This window comes from Pseudoalteromonas sp. ASV78, from assembly GCF_047806705.1.
GTDB classification, from domain to species: domain Bacteria; phylum Pseudomonadota; class Gammaproteobacteria; order Enterobacterales; family Alteromonadaceae; genus Pseudoalteromonas; species Pseudoalteromonas prydzensis_A.
The window spans coordinates 3,283,203-3,299,746 of sequence record NZ_JBLOPA010000001.1 but is presented as its reverse complement, the minus strand read 5'-3'; the positions used below and the strand labels follow the sequence as shown (position 1 = coordinate 3,299,746).

14 protein-coding genes are annotated in these 16,544 nt (G+C 41.5%); 7 read left to right on the top strand and 7 right to left on the bottom strand.

The window, feature by feature from the left end:
- Positions 1-13: 13 nt before the first annotated feature.
- Positions 14-649, bottom strand: a complete 636-nt coding sequence (rplC, locus tag ACMVDV_RS14965; protein WP_054206125.1) for a 50S ribosomal protein L3 — start codon at positions 647-649, stop codon at positions 14-16.
- Positions 650-676: 27 nt separating this feature from the next.
- Positions 677-988, bottom strand: a complete 312-nt coding sequence (gene rpsJ, locus ACMVDV_RS14960; RefSeq protein ID WP_002957900.1) for a 30S ribosomal protein S10 — start codon at positions 986-988, stop codon at positions 677-679.
- Positions 989-1,400: 412 nt separating this feature from the next.
- Here rpsJ and plsB point away from each other — a divergent pair, with 412 nt between their 5' ends.
- The gene (plsB, locus tag ACMVDV_RS14955; protein WP_416159101.1) at positions 1,401-3,845 is read left to right on the top strand and encodes a glycerol-3-phosphate 1-O-acyltransferase PlsB; all 2,445 of its coding nucleotides are present in this window, start codon (positions 1,401-1,403) and stop codon (positions 3,843-3,845) included.
- Between the two features lie 14 nt (positions 3,846-3,859).
- Here the strand turns inward: plsB and tesB are convergent, their stop codons facing one another.
- Entirely contained in the window at positions 3,860-4,717 is an 858-nt protein-coding gene (gene tesB / locus ACMVDV_RS14950; RefSeq protein WP_304183079.1) for an acyl-CoA thioesterase II, read from the bottom strand.
- A 76-nt stretch (positions 4,718-4,793) separates the two neighbouring features.
- On the opposite strand from tesB, the gene ACMVDV_RS14945 reads away from it, so the two are divergent.
- Positions 4,794-5,252, top strand: a complete 459-nt coding sequence (locus ACMVDV_RS14945) for an EVE domain-containing protein (protein WP_149980445.1) — start codon at positions 4,794-4,796, stop codon at positions 5,250-5,252.
- 87 nt (positions 5,253-5,339) lie between these two features.
- Positions 5,340-6,371: a cytosolic protein gene (locus tag ACMVDV_RS14940; protein ID WP_416158652.1), complete on the top strand. Its 1,032-nt coding sequence runs from the start codon at positions 5,340-5,342 to the stop codon at positions 6,369-6,371.
- Between the two features lie 80 nt (positions 6,372-6,451).
- Here the strand turns inward: ACMVDV_RS14940 and ACMVDV_RS14935 are convergent, their stop codons facing one another.
- Positions 6,452-6,655: a hypothetical protein gene (locus ACMVDV_RS14935; RefSeq protein ID WP_304183071.1), complete on the bottom strand. Its 204-nt coding sequence runs from the start codon at positions 6,653-6,655 to the stop codon at positions 6,452-6,454.
- Positions 6,655-7,722 carry a potassium channel family protein gene (locus tag ACMVDV_RS14930; RefSeq protein ID WP_416158651.1) on the bottom strand — a complete coding sequence of 356 codons (1,068 nt, stop codon included), beginning with the start codon at positions 7,720-7,722 and terminating at the stop codon, positions 6,655-6,657. The genes ACMVDV_RS14935 and ACMVDV_RS14930 overlap by 1 nt, the downstream gene beginning before the upstream one ends.
- A gap of 171 nt (positions 7,723-7,893) precedes the next feature.
- Between ACMVDV_RS14930 and ACMVDV_RS14925 the strand changes: the two genes are divergently transcribed.
- Entirely contained in the window at positions 7,894-8,844 is a 951-nt protein-coding gene (locus tag ACMVDV_RS14925; protein WP_304183067.1) for a chemotaxis protein CheV, read from the top strand.
- A gap of 120 nt (positions 8,845-8,964) precedes the next feature.
- Positions 8,965-10,275, top strand: a complete 1,311-nt coding sequence (locus ACMVDV_RS14920) for a short-chain fatty acid transporter (protein WP_416158650.1) — start codon at positions 8,965-8,967, stop codon at positions 10,273-10,275.
- 60 nt (positions 10,276-10,335) lie between these two features.
- Here ACMVDV_RS14920 and ACMVDV_RS14915 read toward each other — a convergent pair whose 3' ends face one another.
- A complete protein-coding gene (locus ACMVDV_RS14915; RefSeq protein WP_416159100.1) occupies positions 10,336-11,352 on the bottom strand; it encodes a metalloprotease in 1,017 nt (338 codons plus the stop codon).
- Between the two features lie 144 nt (positions 11,353-11,496).
- On the opposite strand from ACMVDV_RS14915, the gene ACMVDV_RS14910 reads away from it, so the two are divergent.
- On the top strand, positions 11,497-12,717 hold the full coding sequence (locus tag ACMVDV_RS14910) for an EAL domain-containing protein (RefSeq protein WP_416158649.1): 1,221 nt from the start codon (positions 11,497-11,499) through the stop codon (positions 12,715-12,717).
- Here the strand turns inward: ACMVDV_RS14910 and ACMVDV_RS14905 are convergent.
- Entirely contained in the window at positions 12,714-13,802 is a 1,089-nt protein-coding gene (locus ACMVDV_RS14905; RefSeq protein ID WP_304183062.1) for a CNNM domain-containing protein, read from the bottom strand. The genes ACMVDV_RS14910 and ACMVDV_RS14905 overlap by 4 nt on opposite strands.
- Before the next feature lie 168 nt (positions 13,803-13,970).
- Between ACMVDV_RS14905 and ACMVDV_RS14900 the strand changes: the two genes are divergently transcribed.
- Positions 13,971-16,466 carry an alpha/beta hydrolase family protein gene (locus tag ACMVDV_RS14900; protein ID WP_416158648.1) on the top strand — a complete coding sequence of 832 codons (2,496 nt, stop codon included), beginning with the start codon at positions 13,971-13,973 and terminating at the stop codon, positions 16,464-16,466.
- Positions 16,467-16,544 lie beyond the last annotated feature (78 nt).

The window sequence follows — 16,544 nt, the reverse complement described above, 5'->3', positions numbered from 1 at the left end:
AAATCTCCAGGACTTATGCTTTAACAGCAGGTTTAACGATAACGTCACCGCCGATAGCGCCAGGTACTGCACCTTTAACTAAAAGCAAGTTACGCTCAGCGTCAACGCGTACTAGTTCTAAGTTTTGAGTCGTTACACGCTCAGCACCCATATGACCGGCCATTTTCTTACCTTTAAACACCTTACCAGGTGATTGGTTTTGACCGATTGAACCAGGAGCACGGTGAGATAGAGAGTTACCATGTGTAGCGTCTTGCATGCTGAAATTCCAGCGCTTAACACCACCTTGGAAACCTTTACCTTTAGAAGTACCGGTTACGTCAACTTTGTTGATTTCGTTGAATAATTCAACAGTAAGCTCAGCGCCTACTTCAAAATCGCCTTCACCACCATTTAGGCGGAATTCCCACAGACCGCGACCCGCTTCAACACCAGCTTTAGCGAAGTGACCCGCTGTTGCTTTGTTTACACGGCTTGCTTTTTTAGTGCCTGCGGTTACTTGAAGCGCGTTATAACCGTCTGTTGCGTCAGATTTGATCTGAGCAATGCGGTTAGGTGTCGCTTCAATAACTGTCACAGGGATAGATACACCATCTTCAGTGAAGATACGTGTCATACCCACTTTACGACCGACTAGACCTAATGCCATTTTCCTAAAACCTCTCTAATCTTTCGATTAACCCAGGCTGATTTGAACATCAACACCAGCAGCAAGATCTAAACGCATAAGTGCGTCAACAGTCTTGTCAGTTGGTTCTACGATGTCGATCAGACGTTTATGGGTGCGGATCTCGTACTGATCACGCGCGTCTTTATTAACGTGCGGTGATGTAAGTACAGTAAAACGTTCAAAGCGTGTAGGTAGTGGAATTGGACCACGTACTTGGGCGCCAGTGCGTTTCGCAGTTTCCACGATTTCCGCCGTTGATTGGTCAATCAAACGGTGGTCAAAAGCTTTTAGGCGAATACGAATGCGTTGATTTGACATTCTTAAACCTCAATATAAAGAGCATTTAAAAGAGCATAAAAAAACGACCGAAACAATCTTAAAAACATAAGATGCCGGTTGTTGATTTATATCTACGTTGAGTTCCAAATCGGAACTCCTGTTTTATTAGCTTGAAATCCAAGCTTAATGTTCCTTCCAAGTTCCCGAGGGAATTTTGAAAGCCTGCGTATTATAGTGATATTGGTGATAAATGCAACAACTATTTCAAACTACCAGAATGAGGATTATTTATACTGTAAAAAAGGGCTGTCATTGTGTCGTCAATACAGGAAGTTATCTATAGTGATAGAGCGAGATGATCGTGCTCGCTATTAATGATAATGGTCAGTCCAGTTATTACTTGGTATTATCTGCGCTTATTTTGCTTTTTACCCTCTACGTTGGTGAGTTGATGCGTATTTTTAATTATTGTTTGAATTTTGTCTCTAAGGTAATGAATAGCCTGTTCGTTAAAAGCAAGGTGCTGCCTGAAAACCCAATCGAACAATACGGCCTTAATCCGGCATATCCAACCTTTTATATCGTTAAGCTCAATGCTCGCTCAGATTTAGCGGCGCTAGATAAAGTCTGCAAAAAGTTTGGTTTACCGTCACCTATGCAATCACAACTGTTAGGTGGCCAAGAACTAGAGCGCTTTATTGGTTTACAAAATCCACCGCCGCTATTTGGCGATAAAGCCAAACCAACGGATGCGCTTAATCAAGGCAAACAAATTATTGATCAATTACTGGCCAACGGTGAACAAAACGTGCAAGTGCTGCCAGTGACTATTTTATGGGGTCGTAATCCAGGTAAAGAAAAGCCCGGTTTAGGCACGCTGGTGTCGCATTCACTGACCCCTAGCTGGTTTCGTAAGTTTTTTGTATTACTGTTCTCTGGCCGTGACAATTTTATTCGCTTTAGTCAGCCACTTGATTTATCGCTACTGGTTAACGAAAAAGCTGATGTGGATGAACTACCGCATAAACTACTTCGCGTGGCACGGGTACATTTTCGGCGCCAAAAACTAGCGGCGACGGGCCCTAAAATGCCCTCACGCGAGCAGCTGTTTAATTCGTTATTGGCTTCACCAACTATAAAAAAAGCGATTCAAACTGAAGCCAAAGAAAAAAACATCAGCCAGCAACAGGCACGACAAAATGCCTTAAAGCTGCTTGATGAAATAGCGGCAAATTATAGCGACGCGACCATTCGTGTTGCAGAGCGCATACTTACATGGCTGTGGAATAAACTGTATAACGGTATTGATATCAAATACACCGAGCAGCTACATGACTTAACCAATAAAGGTCATGAGATCATCTATATGCCATGCCATCGCTCACACATGGATTATTTGCTACTTACCTACTCTATTTATCATTTAGGCTTAGTGCCACCACATATTGCCGCGGGTATTAACTTAAACTTTTTCCCTGCCGGTGGCATCTTCCGCCGCTCAGGGGCGTTTTTTATTCGCCGTTCATTCGCGGGCAACAAGCTCTATTCGGCCGTGTTTAAAGAATATTTAAGCCAGTTATTTATCAAAGGTTATTCCGTAAAGTTTTACACGGAAGGCGGACGCAGCCGCACCGGGCGTTTATTGCCACCAAAAACCGGTATGTTGGCAATGACCTTACAAGCCATGTTACGTGGAATTGATCGTCCAATTTCGATTGTGCCTGTGTATATTGGCTATGAGCATGTCATGGAAATCAATACCTACCTGAAAGAACTGGCGGGCGACGATAAAAAAGGCGAGTCTATTTTTGGTATTTTTAAAGCCATTAAAAATTTAAAGAACTACGGTCGTGGTTATTTAAACTTTGGCGATCCGATCTCAATCAACCAATATTTAAATGAGCATCAACCTGATTGGCGTGCATCTATTCACCCTACTGATGTACAAAAACCGCAGTGGCTTGGGCCGCAAGTGGCGACATTAGCCGATAAAGTGATGGTTAACATTAACAGTGCCGCAGCCCTTAACTCAGTTAACTTACTAGCGATGATATTACTAGTAAACGACAAACAAGCGTTGAGTAAACCTAAATTGTTAGCGCAGCTAGATTTTTACTTACACCTGCAACGCAGTGCGAGTTACAGTGAAAAAGTCACCATCCCAGATGAAAACCCAGAACAACTATTGGCGCATGCGTTAAAGCTGAATAAGTTTGAGGTGATCAGTGATGAGTTTGGCGAAATTATCGCGATTAATGATAAAGAAAAAATCCTCTTTAACTATTATCGTAATAATATCCTGCATGTGTTTGCGGTACCAAGCTTACTGGCGCTGCATATATTTAAAAGCCATAAAACCACCATTACACAGTGCCAAGCTTTGATTAACTGCTTTTACCCGCTGTTTGCTAAAGAATGGTTTTTGCACGAACTCGACGAAAACTACATTACCCGTATTTTAGCCAGCTTTGTTGATCAAGATTTAATTGAGATTGATGGTGATAACATCAAAATCACCAACAGTAATGACTGCTTAGCGAAGCTGGAAATACTCGGTCGGGCGCTTAGTTTAACGCTGCAACGCTATGCGATTGTAACTGGTTTTATTCAAACAAGTTTAGGTATTGAACGCGCAGAACTTGAACGTGAAAGCCAAGTACTGGCTGAGCGCTTAGGGACATTGCACGGCATTAAAACTCCTGAATTTTTTGACAAAAAAGTATTGGTCGGTTTTATTAGCAACTTGCGCGAGCAAGGTTTAATTAGCGAAACCGAGAATGGCTTACAAGGCAGTACAGAACTGTGTGAAGTGTATATGCATCTTAAAGCATTACTGCCAGCACGGGTCTGGCAGTCAATTAGTGATATTGTACAAGGGCAATGTAACCAAAAATAGCTGCAAATCGCCTATCAGCGCTGACGCATTACCCCTTCTTGGATCGTTGAGGCCACTAAGTTGCCTTGACGGTCAAAGAACTGGCCACGCACTAAACCACGCCCTGAACTCGCACTTGGGCTATCAATGGTATATAAAATCCAATCATCCAAACGAAACGGGCGATGAAACCACATCGCATGGTCAATGGTTGCTACCTGCATATTGGGCTGCATAAACGACACGCCGTGCGGCTGTAATGCGGTTGGTAAAAACTCAAAGTCAGACGCATACGCCAATAAATAGTTATGAATACGTTGATCATCTGGCATCTCGCCATTGGCTTTGAACCAAATATGTTTAACCGGCTCCATTACCTCTGGCTTAAATGGGTTATGAAAGGTGACCGGACGCATTTCAATCGGCATTTCGCGAATAAACTTATTGCGGATCACCTCTGGTATATGAGATGCGTGCTCTTGATAAAACTCCAGTGATGAGCGCAGCTCCTCAGGAGCAGGTACATCCGGCATAGTGGCTTGATGCGACAAGCCTTGTTCTGCACCTTGAAATGATGCCGTCATATAAAAAATAGGTTTGCCATATTGAATCGCACTAACACGGCGGGTACTAAAGCTCTTACCATCCCGAATGGTTTCAACATCGTACACTATTGGCTTGGCAGCATCACCAGGGCGTAAAAAATAAGAATGCAGAGAGTGTACAATACGCCCCTCTGGCAAGGTTTCTTTGGCCGCAGACAACGCCTGCCCCATTACTTGGCCGCCAAATACCGCGCGAAACCCCAAATCTTGGCTTTGCCCGCGATACAAGCCCTGCTCTATTTCTTCTAACGTTAATAACGACAATAAATCATCTAAAACTTGGCTCATAGTTGCTCCTCAATCCCATTTAGATTTTAATGATACTATAGACAAGTATGATGTAAATATTTCAAGGAGCCTAGTTATGGCGTATTGGTTATTTAAAACCGAACCCGATGCATTTTCAATCGACGATTTAAAAAGCGCCCCCGCACAAACCACTGCATGGGAAGGTGTGCGCAACTACCAAGCTCGTAATTTTATGCGTGATGGCGTAAAGCTCGGCGATTTAGTGATGATTTACCATTCTAGCTGTAAACACGTCGGTGTAGCTGGTATCGCAATAGTGACTGCTGAAGCCTACCCAGATCCTTGCCAATTTGATTTAAGCAGTGATTATTACGACCCTAAATCGACCAGTGATAAACCGAGATGGGTGGTGGTTGATGTGACCTATCAGCAGCATTTAAATAAATTAGTCAGCCTAAAAGCGATTAAAGAAAACGACGCCATCACCGAAATAGCCCTTAAAAAAGGTGGTCGATTATCGGTAATGCCAGTGACTAAAGCGGATTGGCAAGCAATTATAAAAATGGCCGAGTAACAACAATAGATTGCTGCTAATACATCACGTTTTCCTTCTTTTTCCAAATTTGCTAAAATAGTTGGCTTGTTTTAGTTAGGGGGTTAGATGAAATTACTGTATTGGTTAGATGAGTGGTTAACTCTAGCTCAAGATGAACAGCAAGCCAGATTACCTATCTCTGGAGGGGATTTACTTGGCGATGTGTTTGTTAAGTATCACTTTATTGATATTAATAAGCCTTTATTATTCACCTTTTCCCCTGCTGGTACCAATTACCAACAGCATGATCTCAATGATGATTTTAGCCCTTGGGGGTTTCAGCTAGCGCAAAAACAACAGGTTAATGTTATTTCTTTTCAGCACTTAGGCATAAGTAATTGGTTTAGACACCGTAATTTACTGTTTTTCCTCGAGCAACTCGCTCCCTTGCTAACCCCCTTTACCGAGCGATTAGGCTACGGCTTAAGCCGAGGTGGCTTTGCTGTAGGTGCATTTGCTAACTTACTAAAGCTAGATAAGGTACTGTTATTTCATCCTGTTAGTACCAAAAATAAAGCACTTGCTCCTTGGGATGACCGCTCAAGTACCGATATAGCCCAACAATTCGATTGGGAACAAGATTACCACGATCTCGATTTAGGCAATGCTAAAGGCTATATAATTTACGACCCGACCAATCGTATTGATCGTGGTCATGCTAAGCGCTATTCGCAACTAACCCATTTACGGGTATTTGGTATGGGCCACAGCACGCATGCCACTTACTTAAATAAATTTGGCTTTTATAAACAAGTGGCCGTTGATTTTATTGCTCATCAGCAAATTGATATTGCGCAATTTCGCCTACAAACCAAAACCCTGCGCTTTAAAGAAGACTATTACAGAAGGCTCAACAAGGCGAATATCAAATCGGCACACCGGCAAGCCTTATTAAGCAAAGCGCACAACATTCTTATTGATGAAAAAGCAGCGCATGTGCAAGAGCATCAAGCAAAAATTGATATTCAACCACTGATTGATGTTGCCCTAAAACATCAAGATGAGCACCCTAATGATGCCATTCAGCTGCTCGAAGTTGCCCAGCAACTAGCCCCTGATGATGCTTTAGTAGAGCACAAGCTAAAACAATTAAAGTGAGGCTAGCAGCTGAAAATAAAAACCGTGCTGATTAAATCAAATACGGTTGGCAAATTTATATGTAAGCTGGCCGCTTAGCTCTACTTTTTTTTGGTCTTTTTCTTTTTGTGACCATGCTTAGGGATGATGGCAAAGTACATAACCAGTGCAAGCCATGAGAAGAGGATGATGCCAATTAACCAACCATTTTTTTCATGTCCTTGAGTGCGCTTACTATTGAGCACAATTACCACAGGTAGAATATAAGCACTCAAGAGTAGAATTAAAAACGCCACTTCCCCCATTACTTAGCAAGCCCCTGCCAATCTACTTCGCTGCTTAATACACGGTCAACAGCGATGTAATGTAATATATCGCCGCTATTAACTGGGTAATTAAGTGGTGGGTTTAAATCCATATTTTGCGCACTGAGATTGTGCGCAACACCGAGTAAAATAGCATCGTGATCGTGTTTAAAATGATGAAATAATTTACCAAACTCCATTTCAGCCAAATCAGCGGGGATCACTAAACTAAACTGAGTATCACCATGTAAGGTAGATAAAAGCTCTTCTTGTACGCGACTAGAACCTGGGTCTTGCATTGAACGCACTAAAATTTCAGCTGATTTAGCACTTGAACATTCCACGTTATGACAGTGCTCTAGCAGCATTTCAACTTTACTTTCATCATTAAAATGCGCACTAATATGGCAGTCATCGTTTACTAATTTGCTGATCCTCAGTGCGGTAGTAAAAGTTTGGTCGTCATCTTGACCATCAATAATAATTTTATCGGCTTGTCTAATCGCCACACGGGCAAGCTCTTCACAGTCGGTAAAACTCGTTAAGCGCACAAAATCAACATGCGCGTTAGCTAAGAATGGGTGTTCCATTTGCTCTGTCACCGCCAGCAAAATTCGGCGTTCCATACGTTTTTGGTCAGCCAAGATATAATCAATCATTTTTTTAGTGCGGATTTGATGCCAGCCAAAAATAATAATGTGATTGTTGAAATGCGAAAAATTTTTATCACCTGTCATAGCGCGCCTAATTAAATAAGTAACTGTTTGCCCTGTTTTACCTAACAGAACACCAAATAAAGCTAACCCAAATGGAATTTGCAGTATCGCCACAATCCATCGCCCCAAGTCTGTGCTAGCACTAAAATCACCATAGCCTACCGTTGAGGTAGTTACTATATAGTAGTAAACGAAGGTACTAACGGGGCTTAATACTGTTTCACCGGCCAAGCCTAAAAGCAACCAAATCAAAAACATATGTAATAGTGTTGCAATAGCAACAGCTTGCCAGCTGACCTGATCAATATGGTTTCTGACTAATAAAAATAATCGTTTAAATATAAAAGGCATGCCCACACTTGGTTATTCAGCTATCAATTATCCGATAAGTTACTGTAATGCTGAAATGATGGCAATGGTTGTATAACGCTTATAAGGACTAAGATTATTATCTAGACTGCTTTTTTAAAGCAGAACAGTGTAAGCTATACTTGAATTATTAATTATATAGTCGAGTGTGTTATGTCTGGTGTATTAGCTTCTGTTGATCAACGAACTCAACTCGTTGGTGAAAATCGCTTAGAATTATTACTGTTTTATTTACACAGCCGACACCTATTTGCCCTTAACGTGTTTAAGGTAAAAGAGGTGGTTAAACTGCCTCACTTAAATATTATTCCTCACGCACACCCGAAAATTTCTGGTGTTGCTAACATTCGTGGCGAATCTATTCCGGTTATTGATTTGCGCCAAGCTATTTGTATGCCTGCGGCCAAACACATTGAAGACAGTAATCTGGTTATCACTGAATATAATCGTACGGTACAAGGTTTTTTAATTGGTAAGGTTGATCAAATCGTCAATATGACTTGGTCCGATATTATGCCACCACCGACTTCTGTAGGTAAAAACCATTACCTTACAGCGCTCACTAAAATTCAACGTGATGGCCAAGAGCAATTGGTCGAGATCATCGATGTAGAAAAAGTACTCGCTGAAATTGTTGAGTACGAAGTACAAATTTCTGATGAAATACTTGATAAAAGCATTGTTAACGAATTTGTGGGCCGCAAAATTTTGCATGCTGATGATTCACCTACAGCACGTAAACAAGTAAGCGATACATTAACGCAATTGGGTATTGAGATTATTCCTGCAAGTAATGGTCTTGAAGCACTGAATATGCTTAAAGCCTGGGCCGATAAAGGCATGGATGTAGAAAAAGAGTTGCTGATGGTGATCACCGATGCTGAAATGCCAGCGATGGATGGTTATCGGCTAACTTATGAGATCCGCAACGATAAGCGCTTAAAGAACCTGCATGTGGTACTTAACACCTCACTCAGTGGTAGCTTTAACCAAGCCATGGTTGAAAAGGTTGGCTGTAATGCGTTTTTATCTAAATTTCAGCCTGATTTACTGGTTGAAGAAGTACAAACACGTTTAAAAGCGGTGCTTGAACAACAAAAATAGCACCAATGTTTAAATTAACGCTTTTGATACGCGATATAACATTAAAACGACCAGCGCATTTGCCAATTAAGTACATTCGTGATTAATTGGCAAACACACACATAATAAAAATACACCATTATGCTCAATAAAATTGCCAAGCCATTTACTAAACTAGTCGAACGTTATCTACCCGATCCGTTTATCTTTGTAATTTTACTCACCTTACTGACTTTTATAATTGCAACACTAGTTACGCCTTCAACCCCGCAACAAGTAATAAATGCATGGGGCAGTGGCTTCTGGAATTTGCTCAGCTTTGCCATGCAAATGCTATTAGTGCTACTGACCGGCTATATGTTGGCAAGCACACCGATTATAAGCCGATTACTCACTTTGCTGGCAACACTTGCCAATACTGCGCCAAAAGCGATTTTATTAGTCACCTTGGTGTCATTACTCGCCAGTTGGATCAACTGGGGTTTTGGTTTAGTGATTGGTGCTTTGTTTGCCAAAGCAATTGCGCGTCAGACACCGGTTGATTATCGCCTACTGGTTGCCAGTGCCTATTCTGGTTTTATTGTTTGGCATGGCGGTTTAGCTGGCTCAATTCCATTAACCATTGCTACTCCAGGGCATTTTGCTGAGCAAAGTATGGGCGTGATAAACACCAGCGCCACCTTGTTCTCAGGTTTTAATATCGCCATTGTGGTGGGCTTATTCATTATTATGCCGCTAGTTAATCGCTATATGTTACCCAGCGCCAAAGACAGCATTTATGTAGATAAAAACCTATTAGCAGAACCTACACCTAAGGCCAATAATGTTACCCGCCCTGCCGATAAAATTGAGCACAGCAAATTATTAGGACTGGGCATTGGTATGCTTGGGCTAGTTTATTTAGCTAATTATTTTATCTTTAGTGGTGGCTCACTTAATTTAAATAGTGTGATTGCGCTATTTTTATTTTCAGCCATTTTACTGCATCAAACGCCGTACAATTTACTCAATAGCTTGCAACAGGCAGTGCCCAGCGGCGCAGGGATTATTATTCAGTTTCCGTTTTATGCAGGGATCATGGCCATTATGATCGACACCGGTTTAGCACAACAAATTTCGCAAGGCTTTATCGCAATCGCCAGCGCAGAATCATTGCCGTTTTGGAGCTTTTTAAGTGCGGGGTTAGTCAATATATTTGTGCCATCAGGCGGCGGTCAGTGGGCGGTACAAGCGCCTATAGTAATACCCGCAGCACAGGCTTTAGGGGCCGACATGCCCCGCGTAGCAATGGCGGTAGCCTGGGGTGATGCCTGGACTAATCTTATTCAGCCATTCTGGGCTTTACCGGTACTGGCCATTGCCGGCCTAAAAGCCAAAGACATTATGGGCTTTTGTTTAGTGCAATTAATTATAACCGGCGTGTTTATATCGTTGGTATTGAGTTTTTATTAGCTGCAAGCATTATGCAAAGGCGTGCAATATATGCACGCCTGATATGTATTAATGAGCTCATTAACTCGATAGGATTTTCATCGGCAGGCTTAAAATCGGATTTTCTGAATCGGCAAAATGCATCATCACCGCGACGTGCCCTGCAACAACGAGTGCATACATTACCGCTGAAAAACCTTGCCCGTATTTATCTAATGGCAGTAAATGTGAATAATGGCGGCCACGCCATTCAAAGCCGATTTCCAGCGCACCAATAAATAAGAAGAATACTAATAACATTAAGCCGAAGGTGTAACTTAGCCACAGTCCAAACAATACACCAAGTAAACAAACACTTAAACCAAGCCATGAACGCATTGAAAAGCTAATACTTTTTAAAACATGGCCGCCATCTAGCGGTAAAATAGGCAATAAATTAAATAAGTTAAGTAAAGCACTGAGTACCGCGACCCCAGCAAAAATTTCCATTTCTGTGGCGTAATAAAGCACAACACCTAAAACAGAGGTGATTAAACCAAACGCGGGCCCCATTAACGAGATCACTACGTCTTGCCAACGGGTGGTGATTTTATCATCAGACACAGCCAAGCCACCAACAAACGGAATTAAGTAAAACCCTTTGGTTTTAATGCCAAAATATTGCATAGCACGCACATGACCATATTCGTGTACCACTAAACAAGCAATTAGCATTAAAGCAAACTCAAAGGTAAATAACCACGCATAGCCTGCCACTGAGGCGCCAGCTAACGCCACTTTAACGACTTTGGCACTTTTAAAAATCTTAAAACCTAAAGCAAATAATCCGAGTAACCCTTGCTTTGGTTTGGTTTTTTCAATTGGCGGTAAGGTGAGTTGTTGCACAAATTCATTATTAATATGCAGTGATAAACTCTGTTCAACTACGGCACTGGTGTCTAAGCCAATCACTTGATCGTCTAGCTTAAATTCAAAATAGTTTTCGCGCGGGTTATCAAACCCAATCGCTTGTTGTTGCTGAAAAATTTTTACAATTTGTTGCCCAGCAAGTATTAAACTAAATTGTTGATCAGCGAGGGTCAGCTGTATTTGCATGATGTCACGTTAAACCTTAAAAATTATGCCATCAGTATACCAATTTTTTTAACGAGGTTATGGAATATATTTCCATTGATAAAGCTGACACTTTGCCGATTATCTACTACTTTAAACTATCAGTAAGTTTTATTTCAGGGAATGAAAATGACAAAATCAGCACGCAATATTCTGGTCGTTGATGATTCAAAAGCGATTTTAGTCGTGATGCAAGCTATCTTAAATGAGCTTGATGTAGCCAATGTCACAATCTGTTTAAACGCCGCAGAAGCGCTCAATAAAGTAAAAGCAAATCCACATTTTTTTGATGCAGTTTTCACTGATCTTAATATGCCCAATATGGATGGTATGGAGCTAATTCGCCACCTTGGGACAATCCAATATCCCGGCGCCATTGTTATTATTTCAGAAATGAACTCGAAAATAATTGATTTGGCCGCTGATTTAGCAAGAAAAAACAACGTACATTTAATTGGCAATATTGCCAAGCCAGTGCAACTTAACCAAGTTTATACGCTACTGAAGAAATTAGAGTATTTAGCATGTCACACCGAAAAAACCAGCGAACCGATTTCTGAATCACAGCTGCTGCATGCAATCAGTCATAACGAGATAACGCCATATTACCAACCAAAAGTGAACCGTATTAACAATAAAGTGGCCAGTATTGAAGTTTTAGCCCGGATTGTGACTGCCAAGCACGGCGTTATTATTTTACCAGAGCGATTTATTAGTGTTGCCGAAGATTTAGATTTGATTAACTTGGTCACCTTTCAATTGTTTGAGAAAGCCACTGGGGATTTTTCAGAAATAAAAGCCCGCTTGGGATATGAGCTTAAGCTCGCTTTTAATTTATCGCCATGTCAGCTTGAAGATTTAAGTTGCCCAGATAAACTGGCATTAATTTTACAACTCAATCAGCTTACCCCGAGTGAAATTATATTAGAGATCACCGAACAACATGCGTTATCCAGTTCGGCTCAATTAGAAACCTTAAACCGTTTAAGAATGCGCGGTTTTGGTATTTCTCTTGATGATTTTGGCACCGGCTTTACCAATATACAGCAACTAAAAACCTTGCCTTTTACTGAGGTGAAGATAGACAGTACCCTGATCAGCAATATTGAAAGTGACTTATTTTCTCAGGTTATTGTTAGTAGCTTAGTGCATATTGCTATTCAAGATGACCTAGCGATTGTGGCTGAAGGTATTGAGCGTGTTGAAGAACTGGAATATTTAGATCGCTTTAAAGAGCATATATTAATGCAGGGGTTTTTGATCAGTCGCCCGAAGGGCAAAACAGAATTTATTCGCTGGGCGCAATCATGGCTACATATGGTGTCATTAAATAGCCATAGCCGACGTTAATGCTTACTTTTTGGGGAGGTTTTTTCAGCATTCAACTCATCACTTAGTAATGTATTACTATTTGCTAAGCGCTGACGCCAGCGCTGCTTCGCAACTGCTTGCATATTAGCTGATTGATCACGCTCATCAACAATTTCAAAGCCCATTAACGCTTCGATCATATCTTCAAGCGTTACAATGCCCTGTACATCGCCATACTCATCTATCACTAAACATATATGCGTGCGCTCAGCTAACAAGGTATGTAATAGCGTGGGTACGTACAAGGTCTCTGGTACAGTATAAATAGGTTTAATCAACTTGCTAATTTTATAGTCTTTACCCAATCGATGAAAAGCCAACATAATATCGTTTTTATGCACAAAACCGATAATGTCGTCACCATTTTTGTCATACACCAACACCCGAGAGAAAGCCGCTGAACCATGTTCAGCTAAATATTGATCAACGGTTAAGTCTTTATGGACTTTAAATAATACCGTGCGTGGCGTAACTAAAGAATCTAACTTAGCATGGCGGAAATGCAATAAGCTGCGGATGATTTCAGACTCTTCCTGATGCAGCGCCCCTGACTGTGAGCCCATATCGGCCATCGCTTCTATTTCTTGGCGAATGTAATAAGCTTCGTTGTAATTACGGCCCAATATACCAGTGAGTTTTTCAGCAAGCCATACAAAAGGTTTTAGTGCGATGACTAAATACCTTAATGCTTGGGTCACTATAGGTGCAAGCGTTCGCCAATGCTTTGCGCCCAGAGTTTTTGGAATAATTTCCGACAACACTAATACTAATAAAGTCATTATCGCCGAAGCAATTCCCACCGCGGCATCTGAAAACACCACCGCAGCTTGCGCGCCTACACCGGCAGCACCGGCGGTATGAGCAACCGTATTTAACGTTAAAATAGCCGCTAACGGCTGATCAATATTGGTTTTTAATTGCTCAAACCGCTTTGCTAGTTTAGGCTTTTTCTTACGCAAGACGGCCACATAACTTGGCGTAATGCTCAACAGCACAGCTTCCATAATAGAGCATAAAAAAGAAATCGTGATCGCTACGACCATGTAAACGATTAATAATGTCACTGTCACCCCTTAACCATTTAATTAATACACCTTAACAACTGTCAGCCTTAAGCTCAAACCTTACGTTATTGGGAATGAACTGAACACCACAAAAATCCATCGCAGAGCACTTTTTGGCACCACGAGCACATGCTATATTAAATTAAATTCCCTACATCAGGCTCAATAATGAATTTTAGTTCACTATGGCGCGGTAAAGCCCCTCGCCTAACAACCACACTCGCGGTGTTAACTTTAAGCACCTTAAGTAGCGCTTTAGTGGCAGCACCATTAAATAAAGCAGATATTAAATTTATTGGCCCTATTGCCGCTGATATGCAGTTAAAGCCATATCAAACTGAACATCAAGATGCGATTATTAACACCCTTTTACCTAGCATTCAACAACCCGCAACAAGCATCACGGTATTTGGCGAAAAATTAAAGTGGCAAAGCTTAGATAAAGTAAATGCCTTAACCCTTGGCGGCTTACAAGCATTAAAGTTTTCCGCGCATGCTGAGCGCTTTAGCCAAGGTACACTCACTCTCAAAGGTATCGAAAAAGCACAGCTGTTTATCAATGGTGAACAACAAACAGCCAAAAAAGAAAATTATGAATTGGCATTACCGCAAGGCGATCACCAAATAGTGATTATTGCGGAACAAGTTGCTAACTGGCACGATGTTGAGATTGATTTCAGCCCTAGCACTGACATTGATTCGCTAACCTTTAGCAGCGCAGTACAACATGGTTTATCGGCCAAGCAATTGTTTGATGCCACCACGGTCAGCGCACTGTCAATGGCCCCTGATGGCAAACATTATTTAGTTGCCAAACGCCATTATCAAGACAGCACCGGTAATCAAGCGAATGTTATTACTGAACTAAAAAATGCCGATAAGCAAACGATTTACCGCTTTGAATCAGGCCAACCAAGCAACATTACTTGGAGCCCTGATAATAATTATTTAGTGTATTTATTAGATGGAAAATTAACCCAGTTAAACCGTAACACACTAAACCTTAAAGTGATTGCCAACAATCTAGATGGCGCAAGCAACTTTGCTTATTACGATAACAACAGCTTAATCTTCAGCTGGTCAAAATCACCGACAGCAGATAGCCGCCTTACCAAGCATTACCAAGGTCTACAAGACCGTTGGTCATATGCTCGCACGACCTCTCAAGCTTATTTATTAGATATCAACACCGGCCTTAGCAAAGCATTAAGCCAAGGACCGCTTAGCCACAGTGTTGAAGATTTTAATAGCAAACGCGGTACTGTGTTACTAAGTCGTGGTACTGAAGCAATGCAAGCTGCGACTCACCCTACTACAGAATTAATTGAGCTGAATGTTGCCAATGCGAGCAACACAGTTATTGGTCAGTTTGCGACATTTAATCAAGCAAAGTACACCGGCGATGATATTTATGTCACGGCAGGCCCTGATTTTAAAGCAGGCTTAGGCAGAAACTTGCCAGAGAATATGTTGGCAAATAACTACGACGGGCAGCTTTATTTATTAACCGACAATGGTACAAATGCAGCACCATTAAGCCGTGAATTTGACCCCGCCATTGGCCAACTTGAAGTATTACCCAATGGCGATGCCCTCGTTAAAGTGACCGAGCAAGATACCATCGCTTTGTATCTGTATGATAAAAGTAAACAACGCTTTAGCAAACTTAACACGGGATTTGATGTGGTCGAACAATTTAGTTATTCAACCAATCGCAGTCCTGTTATTTTAGTGAGTGGTTCGAATGCATCATCTGCGCAGCAATTAAAACAGCTGAGTATTAACAAAAACCAAGCAACTACATTGTGGGATTCACAACCGCAAGAATATGCCAATACTGAGATAGCTAGCTTAGATGAGTTTAACTTTACTAACACTGCTGGTATTGAAATTAAAGGCCGTGTTTACTTGCCAAGCAATCTCGATAAGAGCAAACAATACCCTGCATTAGTATATTACTATGGTGGCACCTCACCGGTTACCCGTGGTTTTACTGGCCGTTATCCGTTCAATTTATGGGCAGAGCATGGCTATGTGGTCTATGTGGTGCAGCCGACTGGCGCAACTGGTTTTGGTCAGCAGTTTTCGGCAAAACACGTCAATGCATGGGGACAATATACTGCTGACGATATTATGCAAGGCACCCAAGCGTTACTAAAACAGTATCCATTTATTGATAAAAATCGTTTAGGTAATTTAGGCGCATCATACGGCGGCTTTATGACTATGCTACTGGCCACCAAAACGGATATGTTTAGTGCCTCAATTGCGCATGCGGGTATTTCTAATATCACCTCATATTGGGGGCAAGGTTGGTGGGGCTATTTATATTCAGGCGAAGCCTCTAAAAACAGCTATCCTTGGAATAACAGCACGCTGTACAGCCAACATAGTCCGGTATTTCACGCAGACAAAGTAACCACACCGCTCCTGCTATTACATGGTGATGCTGATACCAATGTTCCGGTGGGAGAAAGTCATAGTATGTATACCGCCCTGAAATTACTTGGCAAAGATGTTGATCTGATTGAATATAAAGGGGCTGATCATCAAATATTGGCCCGCGATCAACGTTTTAATTGGTGGGACACGATGTTGGCATATTTTGATAAGCACTTAAAAGAACAGCCGCAGTGGTGGCAGTACCTATACCCTGAAAAGTAGTTTTTCCATCAAACAACAGATAGACTGACTAAGTTTATCTGTTGTTAATTATCAAACAATCGCCTAAATAGTGCATAA